Raw genomic sequence first — 11,331 nt, forward strand, 5'->3', positions numbered from 1 at the left:
TTCGACACCACCTTCCACCAGACCATGCCTCCCAAGGCTTACATGTACGGCGTGCCCTACGAGATGTACGAGAAGTACGCCATCCGCCGCTACGGCGCCCACGGCACCAGCCACCGCTATGTGAGCATGGCCGCCGCTCAGTTCCTGGGCAAGGACCCCGCCGAGCTGAAGATGGTCACCTGCCACCTGGGCAACGGCAGCAGCATCACCGCCGTGGACGGCGGCAAGTGCGTGGACACCAGCATGGGCCTGACCCCGCTGGCCGGCGTGCTGATGGGCACCCGCTGCGGCGATGTGGACCCCAGCGTGGTGACCTACATGGAACAGAAGCTGGGCATCCACGGGCAGGAGATGGCCGACTACCTGAACAAGAAGTGCGGCCTGCTGGGCGTGTCCGGCGTGTCCAGCGATATGCGGGACGTGACCAGCGCCGCCGAGCAGGGCAATGAGCGCGCCAAGCTGGCCACCGATATGCTCAAGTACCAGATCAAGAAGTATGTGGGCGCCTACGCCGCCGCCATGGGCGGGCTGGACTGCCTGGTGTTCACCGGCGGCATCGGCGAGAACGACGGCGAGGTGCGGCTGGCCGTGTGCGAGAACATGGAGTTTTTGGGCATCAAGCTTGACCCCGAAAAGAACAAGCAACGCGGCGCCGACATCATCGACCTGTCCGCCGCCGACAGCCGCGTGAAGGTGCTGATGGTCTGCACCAACGAGGAGCTGATGATCGCCCGCGACACCCTGGCGCTGGTGACCGCGAAGTAAATCCTTTCCGGCTTTGGAGGGCCGCCCCGGTTTGGGGCGGCCCTTTTTGCGTGCCCTTTTCCCGGTGGGGGCGGTTCTTTTGCGTGTTCTTTCCCGGCCGGGGGCGCCCGCCGCTTTCGCCCCGCCGCCCGGCCCCGGCCCGCCCCTGTGGGGCATTCCCCCGCCCGTCTCCTTCCCCGCCCTCGCCGCACCCTCTGCGCACCATCCCCTCCCGCCTCCCCCGCGCCGGGCGTTATTTTTGCGCGCCCGGCAAAGAATTTTTTGCGCCGGGCTTGACATCCGGCTTCAAAGGTGCTATTGTTAGTTACACAAGTAATGAACCAACAAACACAGGGCGGAGGTGAACCGGGTGCATGGAAGTTTGAGCGACCAGTCGCTGATCTATCTGCAGATCGCGCAGATGCTGGAGGACGACATCCTCCGGGGCGTCTACCGGGAGGAGGAGCAGGTGCCCTCCACCAACGAACTGGCCCGGGAGTACGGCATCAATCCGGCCACGGCGGCCAAGGGCATCAACCTGCTGGTGACCGACGGGGTGCTTTACAAGCGGCGGGGCATTGGGATGTTCGTCGCCCCCGGGGCCATGGCCGCAGTGAAAGAGAAGCGCCGCAAGGCCCTGGGAGAGCAGTACCTGCTGCCCCTGCTGCGGGAGGCGAAGTCCCTGGGTCTGGGCAAAGAAGAACTGCTGGCGATGGTGAAAGACGCCATCGAACACGAAGGAGGAACGACGGTATGACCACCGGTATTTTGCAGGCCAGGGGCCTGTGCAAGGCATACAAGAAAAACCAGGTCCTGAATGGCCTGGACATCACCATCCAGCCGGGCAAAATTTACGGTCTCATCGGCCGCAACGGCGCGGGCAAAACCACCCTTCTGGGCATCCTCACCGCCCAGAACACCCACGACGCGGGCGAGGTGAGCTATAACGGCGAGCCGGTGTGGGAGAACCCCAAAGCGCTGGCGGACCTGTGCTTTTCGCGGGAACTTCAGACCACCCTGTTCTACGGCCAGAACACCCTGAAGGTGCGCAACTACCTGCAGGCGGGGGCCACCTTCTACCCCCGGTGGGACGAGGCCTATGCCCGGCGGCTGATGAAGGAGTTCAGCCTGGAGGAGAAAAAGCGGGTGAGCCAGCTCTCCAAGGGGCAGCTGTCCATGGTGACCATCCTCATCGCCCTGGCCAGCGGCGCGCCCGTCACCATTCTGGACGAGCCGGTGGCGGGGCTGGACGTGGTGGCCCGGGAACGGTTTTACCAGCTGCTGCTGGAGGACTACGAGCGCACGAACCGCACCTTCATCCTCTCCACCCACATCATCGAGGAGGCGGCGTCGGTGTTTGAGCGGGTGCTCATTCTGGACGACGGCCGCATCATCGAGGACGCGGAGACCGAGGAGCTGGTGGACCAGTTCCGGTATGTGTCCGGCGCGGCCGAGGAGGTGGACCGGGTGTGCCAGGGGATGACGGTGGTGAGCGAGCGGCGGATGGGCCGCCGCAAGACCGCCGCCGTGCGGGATACAGACGGCCGCCGGGCCGCCGACCTGGAGGGCGCCGGCGAGGTGGACGTGGTGCACATGAGCCTGCAGAATGTGTTCGTGGCGCTGTGCGGCCACGAGGCGGCGGAATGAGGGGGTGGCGGCATGGCGCGCTGTTTTCGGTTTCTGTTCCGTTTTGCCCTTGTGGATCTGGGCATCTTCGCCGGCGTGGCGGCGGTCATCGTGGCCGGAGCCTTCGTCACCGACGTGCCCGATGGCCACACAAATCTCTTTTCCACCTACTTTGACGGTTTCCCCGCCCTGGCGCTGCTCATCCTGTTCATGATGGGCTTTTCCCTGACCAGTACCCTCACCCTGGCCCTCAACTTCGGGGCCACCCGCAAGGCGCTGTTCGGCGCGGTGCAGGGGGTGCTGGCAGTCTACGCGGTGGGCGGCTGGGCCATCTCCGCTCTCTTTTCCGCCGTGCCGGTGTGGTTCAGCTGGCCACGGCAGGGGGCGGGGTCAGCGCTGCTGCTCAACTCCGGTCCCGCCTTTCTGGTGGCGGGGGCCGCCGCCGCGGTGCTGGGCCTGCTCAGCGGCGTGTCCATGTCCCGCAGCCGGGTGCTGGGAGGCATCCTCATCGCCTTCGCGATGATCGCCATGCTGGTGGGCGTGCTGTGGCTGGTCATCACCGGCGGCACCTTCTCCGGCGGGATGTGGGGCAGCCTGCCCTGGCTGCTGCCCCTGGCGCTGGGCGTGGCCGCGGTGATCGCCGACGTTTTTTTGTATCGCTATCTCAAACGCTATGTGGTGAGGTGACAAGGCCATGTTTAAAAAATTCTTGAAGATGAACGCCGGCGACTTTGCCCTCTACGCCGCGGTGACGGGCGGGCTGTTTTTGCTGGGGGAGATCGTCATCCTCTGCGTGATGGCCATTGTGAAGCCGGATACCGGCGTTCTGCTGGCGGGCATCGTGCTGCCCATCGTGGCGGCCTTCTCCCTGTTTATCATGAGCTTCACGAACTCGTGGGTGACCTTCGACCTTGCCCTGCGCTTCGGGCGCACACGGCGGCAGGGCCTGGGCCTTGTGGCCGGGCTGCTGGCGCTGGAGGGGGTCTTTGTCATGGCCCTCGCCGCGCTTTTGGCGGCGATCGAACGCTTTCTGCTGCCGGGGCTCTGGGCGCGGCTGGCCGGCCGGGACGGCTGGACCTGGATGAGCGCCGCCCCCGTCCCCGAGGGCGCCGAGCGCCTTTCGTCCGCTTTCTTGCAGGTGGAGGACTTTGTGCTGGCCTGGTGGTGGTACCCGGTGCTGTGGGCGGCGGCGCTGGCCTTCGGCCTCTTCGCCGGGGTGCTGCTCCAGCGACTCGGGCCCAAGGGCGCCTGGGTGCTGTGGTGCCTGTGGATGGGCGCCTGCTTCGGGCCGCAGCTGCTGGGCTTCAATATGTGGTTCATCGGCGACTGGAACCTCGGCCTCATCGCCGGCTGCGTGGCGCTGGCACTGGCGGGCTTTGTGTGGGCGGTGTGGTCCATGCTCCACGCGGTTGTGCGCTCGTAAGGGGGGTAAAGGGATGGTGCACGTCGTCTTTTCCACCTCCGCCAGGGGCAGCCTGCGGATGGCGCTGGCCGGCGCGGGCGGCGCGGCGGCGGTCGGGGCCATCGGCGGAACCGGCGGCCCGCTGGGCCGCCTTGCCGCAAAGCGGGAGGCCGCCCGTTCGAAACGGGAGACCGCCGAAGCCCCGCCCCTGGAGGGCACCCCCGCCGACGTTCTCTGTCTGCCCCTGGCGCTGAGCGTGGGGGACATTTCCGAAGCTGAACCGGGCGGCCGGCGCAAAGGGGTACTGGCGGGCCTTTGGGCCATGGGCCCCTTTGAGAACGAGGAATTTGCCGACAAGATGCTCACCGAAGCCCGCCGTGCCCTGGAGGCACTGGACCGCCGGGCCGGGGCGGGCGAAACCGTGCGGGTGTGGCAGGGCCCCGGGGCGGACGATGCCTGCGGGCTGCGCTTTCTGGCACATCGGCTGCGGCCGCTGGGCTTTGACAAGCTGCGGGCGGAGCGGGTGCCGCTGCCGGAGTTCTGGCCCCGGCCGGACGGCACGGCGGTGCGCTGTGACGGCTGGGGCGAGGTGGAGCCCCGGCACTGGGCCGCGCTGGCCGACCCGGAACCGCTGGCGGCCCCGGTGCTGAACGCCCTGGCCCAGGAGTGGGCGGCGCTGCGCGCCGAAAACGCCCCCCTGCGGGCGGTGGTGAACGGCCGCCTCATGAGCGCTGCGGAAAACTTTTACGACGGTTTCGTGCTGGAGGTCTTGCGCGCCCAGCCGGAACAATTCCGGGAGGCCGAGGCCATCGGGCGGCTGCTGGGGTCTCTGCGCACCGGCGTCAGCGACGGTTTTGCCGCCATGCGCTTGGAGGCGCTGGTGCGCAAGGGTCTGCTGGAAGTGGTGAGCGGCCCGCAGCCGGGCCGCCCGGTCTACGACCGGGTACTGCGGAAAAAGGGCATGTGATCCCCGCGCGGCACGCACAGACCCTTCCCCGTTGCATTTCGACCGATCTTCCTTCTTTTGCTGCGAACACAGAGGCTCCCGGCGAAGTTTCGCCGGGAGCCTCTGTGTTTCATCCGATCTTTCCGATTTTCTTTGCGACCTTTTTGCCGAACATGTTGCTGGGAAGCTCCACCAGGCGATGCAGCACATACGCCAGCAGGATCGACAGGCCCATCGTCACCGCTACGCTCACATACGGGTCGACCCCGACCATATCCAGCACGGACATCAAAATGTAGCCATTTACACCATGCACCACATAAAGCGGATAGCTGATATCGCCAAAGAACTGGAAAAGGCGATTGTATCGGATGCGTTCCTGCATCGCATGGCAGCCTGCGAACAACAGAAGGGCAAGTGTATAGGAGGTCAGATAAATGTTGTTGATGCCGGTATCCACGCCATTGAGCAGCGCCGCAATATACAGCAAATACAGCGATACCACGGCCACGATGGTCTTCTTCAGGTCCCAATATTTTTTGTAGAAATTGTAAAAGCAGACCCCGATGAACATATAGATCAGGTAAACAAAGGACATGGCAAGAATGTACACGATCCGATAACGGATAATGCTCGTCTGGAGCAAAAGGCCATACCGGTTGCTCACCAGAATGTTGAACAGACACATCCCCGCCGCAGTCGCCAGCAGCGCTCTCGCGCTGTTCAGCCTCCGCATCGCGTGGATGACGCAGATGAGAAGGTAGAATTTCAGTTCCACTTCCAGCGTCCAAACGATGCCGTCGATGCTCGGCAGCCAGAACCAGTCTCCCAGCAGCGACCCCTGTTTCAGATAGTCAACGATCGTATAAGAATATTCCAGTCCCAAATACTGCGTGAACGCAAAAATACTCAGCATGGTCAGGGCGAGGCCCACCAGATACAGCGGGTAGATCCGGAACACCCGGGCGACAAGAAAGCTGACGCTGTTTTGTTTTTCCAGGGAGAGGGAGATCACGAACCCGCTGATCAAAAAGAACAGCGCAACGCCGAAGCACCCCAGATCCAGGTTCATTCGGGCACACGCAGCGCCGATGCCTTCCAACCAGAACGCGGCATCGTGCAGTTCTCCTGCCATCCAGGGAAACGACACGGCGAGCGCATCGTGCGTCGTCCAGAATTTAAGCGCCAGGTGATATACCATTACTATCACCGCCGCAGCTCCCCGCAGTGCCTGTAAAAAGAAGATCCGTCCCGATCCCGCATTGCTTTGCATAACTACACGCTCCGTTTCTTTCTTGGCGGCCGCCCGCCCTTTTCAGACGAATTGCGCTGCAATATTGGTTTTCTTCAGCAACCCTTTATCTTGTAATACACCGCGAAGAGCGCCCGGCTCACCGGCTCAAAGATCCCCAGCTTCACCAGCGCCCTGCGCAGGCGGTAGGCGGGGGCGCGGCGGTCCTCCTCGGTGTTGGCCACGTCCAGAAAGCAGATCTTTTCCGGCGGGAAGTTGTGATCCGCCCAGATGCAGAGCAGATACTCCGAGATAAAGCCGCACATGCGGGGTGCGAGGACGCCCGCTTCTTCCCCCAGGCGCTCGAACTCCTCCAAAAGAGGGAACATCCAGGCGCTGTATTCGCAGAAAGTCTCCCGGCTCGCGATGAGCATATTGCCGAAGCTGGCCCGCCGGCCGTAGGCGAATTTTTCAAAGGAGGGCAGGTATTCCGGGCAGCGCCGGCGCACCAGTTCCTCCAGCAGCACCATGGGCCGGTTCTGCCCCTCCTTGGGCCGGTCGTGGAACAGGATACCGTTGCAGGCCAGCTTGTAGACGGGCTTGGGCAGGATGATGTCGTACCGCTCCAGCAGCGCCCGCGCCTCGGCGGCGGTGAGGATCTGGCTGCGCACGTCGGGGGCGTACAACTCCTTCACGAAGTACCGCCGGTAGTGCACCAGGCCCATCACCCGCGGCCCGGCCAGGTTTTTCCAGGCCCAGTACTGGGCGGTGAGTTCGCAGTACTGGCGGTTTTTCCCCGAGATGTTCTCCCCCTCGTCGTCCCGCTGGAAGCCCAGGTCGGCGTCCGCCAGCGCCGCCCCCACCTGCACCGGCAGATAGCCCTCCAGCGCCGGCGGGTCAAAGGGCTTGTGGGCCGCGATCAGGATCGCCGTGTCCCCCATGGCCGTTTCCTCCTTGTTCGGCCCGCGCCGGGCGGGCGGTGTTCTTTTTCGCCTATTGTACCACAGCGGCCGGCGGCATTGCAACGCCGCCGCTTTGTTGCAACAAATGCCGATTTTTGCTATACTCTAAACTGTATAAGTGTGGGCCGCGCGGCCAAGAGAAAAAGACGGAGGCGAAACGGTATGAAGGTGATGTGGATCCTGGATTTTCTGCCCCCCGTCTTTGCCCGGCGGCTGGGCCTTTCGGCCCAGGCCAGCGGCAGCTGGGTGGGCAGCCTGCAGGCGGCGCTGCCCGCCGGGGCGCTGGAGCTGACGGTCTGTGCCTTTTCCCCCGCCCTGACCGCCCCCTGCCGGCAGGTCAGGGACGGCGTGACCTATCTGGGCCTGCCCGCCGGCGACCGCCCGGCGCTGGAGCAGGCCCTGGCCGACGAGGCGCCCGACCTTGTCCAGCTGTTCGGCACCGAGAACGACCACGCCCCCTGGGTGCTGGAACTGTTCGACCCGGAGCGGGTGCTGGTGTACATTCAGGGCCTGGCCGGGCCCTGCGGCGAGCACATGGCCGACGGCCTGCCGCCGCGGTTTCTGCGCCGCCAGCCCCTGAAGGAGGCGCTGGCAAGGCGCACCGGCGGGCTGACGGTGCGGGGGCACCGCCAGCGGTTTTTGGAGCGGGGCGAAAAGGAGCGCCGGGTGCTGGCGGCGGCGCGGCACATCCTGGGCCGCACCGACTGGGACAGGGCCTACTGCGCCCGCTTTGCCCCCAGGGCGGAGTATCACCACCTGCCGGAGATCATGCGCCCGGTGTTCTACCAGGGCGGCTGGCGGCGGGAGAGCGCCCGGCCCCACCGGCTCTTTGTGAGCCAGGGCAATGTGCCCCTGAAGGGGCTGCACCGGGCCATCGAGGCGCTGCCGGAACTGGCGGCGCGCTGGCCGGACACCCAGCTGTTTGTGGCGGGCTGGCCCCCGCCGGACAAGGGGCCGCTGCTGCGGCCGCTGCTGCACTGGCTGGCGGAGTACACCGGCTATCTGGACAGCCTTGCCCGCCGGCTCAAGGTCAGCGACCGCATCCACTACACCGGCGTTTTGAGCGCGGAGGAGATGCGGGAACAGTTTTTGCTGGCGGAGACCTATCTGCTCTGTTCCAGCATCGAGAACAGCCCCAACTCCCTGGGGGAGGCCATGCTCACTGGGGTGCCCTGCGCCGCCGCCGCGGTGGGGGGCGTGCCCAGCATGCTGCATCCGGGCGAGGGGGAGCTGTTCGACCCCGCCGCCCCCGGCGCGCTGGCGCGGGCGGTGGCCGCCCTCTGGGCCGACCCGGCCGCCGCGGACGGCATGGCCGCCGCGGCCCGCCGCCGGGCGCTGGCCGTCCACGATCCCAAAGCCGTGGCCGACGCCCTGCTGGACCTCTACCGCCGCCTTTGCCCCGGCGGCTGACACCGCAAAGGAAGTGAACCGCATGCCCACCGCCCCGCTGGTGACGGTCGTCATCACCACCTACAACCAGGAGCGCTACATCCGCCAGGCCATCGACAGCGTGCTGGCCCAGAAGACGGATTTCGACTTTGAAGTTTACATCACCGAGGACTGCGGCACCGACGGCACCCGGGCCATCCTGCGGGAGTACGCCGCCCGGTTCCCCGAGCGCATCCGGCTGAACCTGCGGGATAAAAACGTGGGCATCAGCCGCAACTGGTACGAGGGTCTGTGCGCCGCCAGGGGCTCGTTCGTCTGCACCCTGGAGGGGGACGACTGGTGGCGGGACGACCGCAAACTGCAAAAACAGGCGGATTTTCTGCGCGCCCACCCGGAATACCTGGCGGTGAGCCACACCCTGCTGCTCACCGACGACGCCGGCAACACCTACGGCACCCTGCCCGACGACGAGCGCATCCTGAACGCCGACGCCACCATGGCCCTCTTTCTGCGGGGGGTGACCTACTCCTGCACCGCCTGCATGGTGCGCAACATCTTCCAAACGCCCGACCCGGCGCGGGAGGCCTACGTCACCGCCAACCGCAGCATCGCGGATTTCGCCCTGTGCATGCTGTATCTGGACGGCGGGCGGGTGTTCGTGATGGACGATGCCATGAGCGCCTACCGGGTGTCCGGCGGGGACCCGGCCCACCAGAACTACAACACCCGGGCCAGCGCCGTGAAGAAGTACGCCGATTTCCTGGACGTGGTGCTGGCGAGCAAAGGCTACTTCGGCCGCCGCTACCCCTTCACCCGGTGCCTGTTGGCGGGCACCTTCTACCCCCTCATCGACCGGGTCAAATACGGCGGCCTCGGGCCCTTCGCAAAAGAGATGGGCCGGCTGCCCGCCGCCGCCAAGCTGGCGCTGCCCTTTTATTTTGCCGGGCGGTGCTTACGGCTTGTGTGGGGCAAGTTCTTCGGCAAAAAGGAGGCCAAGGCATGAGCGAGGTGCTGCTGAGCGTCATCGTGCCGGTGTACAACGCCGCCGCCACGCTGGAAAAATGCGCGGCCAGCGTGCTGGGCCAGGCCCCCGAAACCGCCGAGCTGATTTTAGTGGACGACGGCTCCGCCGACGCCTCCCCCGCCCTGTGCGACCGGCTGGCGGAAAGGGACGGCCGGGTGCGGGTGCTCCACCAGAAAAACGGCGGGGCGTCCGCCGCCCGCAACGCCGGCCTCGCCGCCGCAAGGGGGCGGTATCTGCAATTTGTGGACGCGGACGACTGGGTGAACCCCGGCCTCTACGCCGCGGCGCTGCCCGCTTTGGAAGCGGGGGCGGACGTCTGCTTTTTCGGGGTGGACACCCTGTTGGGGGATGTGAAGGAGACCCTGCCCGCCGGGCGGATGGAGTCGCTTTCCGGCCTTGCCGGGAATTTCGCCTATTACCTGGTGGACACCGGCCTCTTTGCCGCCCTCTACAACAAAATTTTCCGCCGCGCCGCCCTCCGCGGCGTGCGCTTTGACGAGGCGCTCAAGGTCAACGAGGATCTGCTCTTCTGCCTTGCGGCGCTGAAGAACTGCGGCCCGGCGTACTTCATCCCCGCGGCCTATTACGTCTGCGACAACCGGGCGGAGGGCAGCCTCTCCCGCCGGCTGCGCACCGACCTGCTGGACGCGGAGGAGTACACCCGCCCGGCGGTGGCGGATTTTCTGGCCCACTATGGGGCCTCGGAGGCCGAACAGCGGCAGGTGCTGCTGGCGCGCCAGGGGGGCGTGGCCGCCGCCCAGTGCGCCATGCTGCTGGGGCGCAGGGGGGCGCTGCCCTTCGGGGCATGCCGCCGCCTGTTCGCCCGGCTGCTGGCCCCCGCCCACTGCCGCGCCGCGGTGGGGTCCTGGGTGCAACGCTGCTACACCGGCCCGGCCCGCCTGGTCTACGGGGCCTGCGTGCGCTTTCGCCTTGCCGGGGCGCTGGCCCTGCTGCGCTCTTTGCGCGCCGGCCGCTGAAACCACCTTCAAGGAGGCTTTTTTGCCATGCCCGCTGTCATCAGCTGTGTGATGCCCGTCCACAACGCCGAACGATACCTTGCGGCGGCGGTGGAGAGCGTCCTCGGCCAGAATTACCCCTATTTTGAACTGATTTTGGTGGACGACGGCTCCTCCGACGGCTCCTCCGCCATCTGCGGCGAATTTTCCCGCAGGGACGACCGGGTAAAGCTGCTGAGCCAGCCCAACCGGGGGGCCTCCGCCGCCCGCAACGCCGGCCTTGCAGCCGCCTCCGGCCGCTATCTGGCCTTTGTGGACGCGGACGACATTTTGAAGCCCGGCGCCTTTGCCGCCGTGGCCCGGGCCGCCGCGTCCGACCCCGACCTTGTCAGCTACGGCTTCGAGTGGCGGGAGGGGGAAAAGAGCACCCCCGCCCTCTACCCCGCCTTCCAGTGCGATCTCGACGGCTTCTGGCCGCACTTTGTGGGCTATTACCAGTCGAACCAGTTCTTTTCCCTGTGCAACAAGGCCTACAAGCTGGAGACGGTGCGGCGGGCGGGCCTTGCCTTCGACGAGGGCCTGCGCACCGGGGAGGACATCGCCTTCAACTTCGCCTTCTGGCCTCACATCGGCCGGATGGCCCATCTGGGGGAAAGCTTTTACGAATACTGGGTGCATCCTTCCACCCTGACCCACGCCGCCACGCTGGACAACCTCATCACCAGCCAGCGGGTGCTGGACCAGATGGAGGCCTTCGTCACCGCCGCCGGCCGCCCGGAACTGGCCGCCCCCCTCATCGACAGCCAGCGCCCCCACGACGCGCTGAGTTTTTACACCCTGCTCTTGGATCGCACCAAGCTTTACCCCCTGGCCAAGCGGCAGGCGGCGCTGGCGGCGCTTTTTTCCAGCGAAGTCTGGTACCCCGCCCTGCTCAAAGGCCTCGCGGGGGTGCCCGGCCTGTACGGCAAGTATCTCCGGCTGGCCGCCCGGGCCAAAAGCCCCGCCCTGGCCTGCCTGCCCCTGCGGCTGCGGGGCGCGAAATAACCCTGTT

The 11,331-nt window shown here is 66.1% G+C and carries 12 protein-coding genes; 10 read left to right on the forward strand and 2 right to left on the reverse strand.

The window, feature by feature from the left end:
- The 6 genes from ACH2A7_RS04665 to ACH2A7_RS04690 form a co-directional block, all read left to right on the forward strand.
- Window positions 1-765: acetate/propionate family kinase (locus tag ACH2A7_RS04665; protein WP_394960511.1), on the forward strand; the 765-nt coding region annotated here is incomplete at its 5' end.
- A 349-nt stretch (window positions 766-1,114) separates the two neighbouring features.
- Entirely contained in the window at window positions 1,115-1,501 is a 387-nt protein-coding gene (locus ACH2A7_RS04670) for a GntR family transcriptional regulator (RefSeq protein ID WP_394960512.1), read from the forward strand.
- Window positions 1,498-2,391: an ABC transporter ATP-binding protein gene (locus ACH2A7_RS04675; protein ID WP_394960513.1), complete on the forward strand. Its 894-nt coding sequence runs from the start codon at window positions 1,498-1,500 to the stop codon at window positions 2,389-2,391. The genes ACH2A7_RS04670 and ACH2A7_RS04675 overlap by 4 nt, the downstream gene beginning before the upstream one ends.
- A 12-nt stretch (window positions 2,392-2,403) precedes the next feature.
- Window positions 2,404-3,057, forward strand: a complete 654-nt coding sequence (locus ACH2A7_RS04680; RefSeq protein ID WP_394960514.1) for a hypothetical protein — start codon at window positions 2,404-2,406, stop codon at window positions 3,055-3,057.
- A 7-nt stretch (window positions 3,058-3,064) separates the two neighbouring features.
- Window positions 3,065-3,793, forward strand: coding sequence for a hypothetical protein (locus tag ACH2A7_RS04685; RefSeq protein ID WP_394960515.1), 729 nt, complete (start codon window positions 3,065-3,067; stop codon window positions 3,791-3,793).
- Window positions 3,794-3,806: 13 nt separating this feature from the next.
- Window positions 3,807-4,739 (forward strand): DUF3658 domain-containing protein, encoded by a 933-nt coding sequence (locus tag ACH2A7_RS04690; RefSeq protein WP_394960516.1) that lies wholly within the window; start codon window positions 3,807-3,809, stop codon window positions 4,737-4,739.
- Between the two features lie 109 nt (window positions 4,740-4,848).
- Here ACH2A7_RS04690 and ACH2A7_RS04695 read toward each other — a convergent pair whose 3' ends face one another.
- Window positions 4,849-5,991, reverse strand: coding sequence for an acyltransferase family protein (locus ACH2A7_RS04695; protein ID WP_394960517.1), 1,143 nt, complete (start codon window positions 5,989-5,991; stop codon window positions 4,849-4,851).
- Between the two features lie 74 nt (window positions 5,992-6,065).
- A complete protein-coding gene (locus ACH2A7_RS04700; RefSeq protein WP_394960518.1) occupies window positions 6,066-6,890 on the reverse strand; it encodes a DUF4422 domain-containing protein in 825 nt (274 codons plus the stop codon).
- Between the two features lie 183 nt (window positions 6,891-7,073).
- Between ACH2A7_RS04700 and ACH2A7_RS04705 the strand changes: the two genes are divergently transcribed.
- From ACH2A7_RS04705 to ACH2A7_RS04720, 4 genes are read left to right on the forward strand one after another with little or no spacing between them, the layout of a single operon-like run.
- Window positions 7,074-8,321 (forward strand): glycosyltransferase family 4 protein, encoded by a 1,248-nt coding sequence (locus ACH2A7_RS04705; RefSeq protein WP_394960519.1) that lies wholly within the window; start codon window positions 7,074-7,076, stop codon window positions 8,319-8,321.
- 22 nt (window positions 8,322-8,343) lie between these two features.
- Window positions 8,344-9,303, forward strand: coding sequence for a glycosyltransferase (locus ACH2A7_RS04710; RefSeq protein WP_394960520.1), 960 nt, complete (start codon window positions 8,344-8,346; stop codon window positions 9,301-9,303).
- Window positions 9,300-10,301, forward strand: a complete 1,002-nt coding sequence (locus tag ACH2A7_RS04715; RefSeq protein WP_394960521.1) for a glycosyltransferase family 2 protein — start codon at window positions 9,300-9,302, stop codon at window positions 10,299-10,301. The genes ACH2A7_RS04710 and ACH2A7_RS04715 overlap by 4 nt, the downstream gene beginning before the upstream one ends.
- 27 nt (window positions 10,302-10,328) lie before the next feature.
- The gene (locus tag ACH2A7_RS04720) at window positions 10,329-11,324 is read left to right on the forward strand and encodes a glycosyltransferase family 2 protein (RefSeq protein ID WP_394960522.1); all 996 of its coding nucleotides are present in this window, start codon (window positions 10,329-10,331) and stop codon (window positions 11,322-11,324) included.
- Window positions 11,325-11,331 lie beyond the last annotated feature (7 nt).

Source organism: Candidatus Allofournierella merdavium (assembly GCF_944382735.1).
Taxonomy (GTDB): domain Bacteria; phylum Bacillota; class Clostridia; order Oscillospirales; family Ruminococcaceae; genus Allofournierella_A; species Allofournierella_A merdavium.

Bases quoted from the DNA above. Each gene is read 5' to 3' on its own strand.
- ACH2A7_RS04680 (WP_394960514.1), top strand. From the start codon at position 2,404: ATGGCGCGCTGTTTTCGGTTTCTGTTCCGTTTTGCCCTTGTGGATCTG.
- ACH2A7_RS04705 (WP_394960519.1), top strand. From the start codon at position 7,074: ATGAAGGTGATGTGGATCCTGGATTTTCTGCCCCCCGTCTTTGCCCGG.
- ACH2A7_RS04675 (WP_394960513.1), top strand. From the start codon at position 1,498: ATGACCACCGGTATTTTGCAGGCCAGGGGCCTGTGCAAGGCATACAAG.
- ACH2A7_RS04715 (WP_394960521.1), top strand. From the start codon at position 9,300: ATGAGCGAGGTGCTGCTGAGCGTCATCGTGCCGGTGTACAACGCCGCC.
- ACH2A7_RS04720 (WP_394960522.1), top strand. From the start codon at position 10,329: ATGCCCGCTGTCATCAGCTGTGTGATGCCCGTCCACAACGCCGAACGA.
- ACH2A7_RS04695 (WP_394960517.1), bottom strand. From the start codon at position 5,991: ATGCAAAGCAATGCGGGATCGGGACGGATCTTCTTTTTACAGGCACTG.
- ACH2A7_RS04710 (WP_394960520.1), top strand. From the start codon at position 8,344: ATGCCCACCGCCCCGCTGGTGACGGTCGTCATCACCACCTACAACCAG.
- ACH2A7_RS04700 (WP_394960518.1), bottom strand. From the start codon at position 6,890: ATGGGGGACACGGCGATCCTGATCGCGGCCCACAAGCCCTTTGACCCG.
- ACH2A7_RS04685 (WP_394960515.1), top strand. From the start codon at position 3,065: ATGTTTAAAAAATTCTTGAAGATGAACGCCGGCGACTTTGCCCTCTAC.
- ACH2A7_RS04690 (WP_394960516.1), top strand. From the start codon at position 3,807: ATGGTGCACGTCGTCTTTTCCACCTCCGCCAGGGGCAGCCTGCGGATG.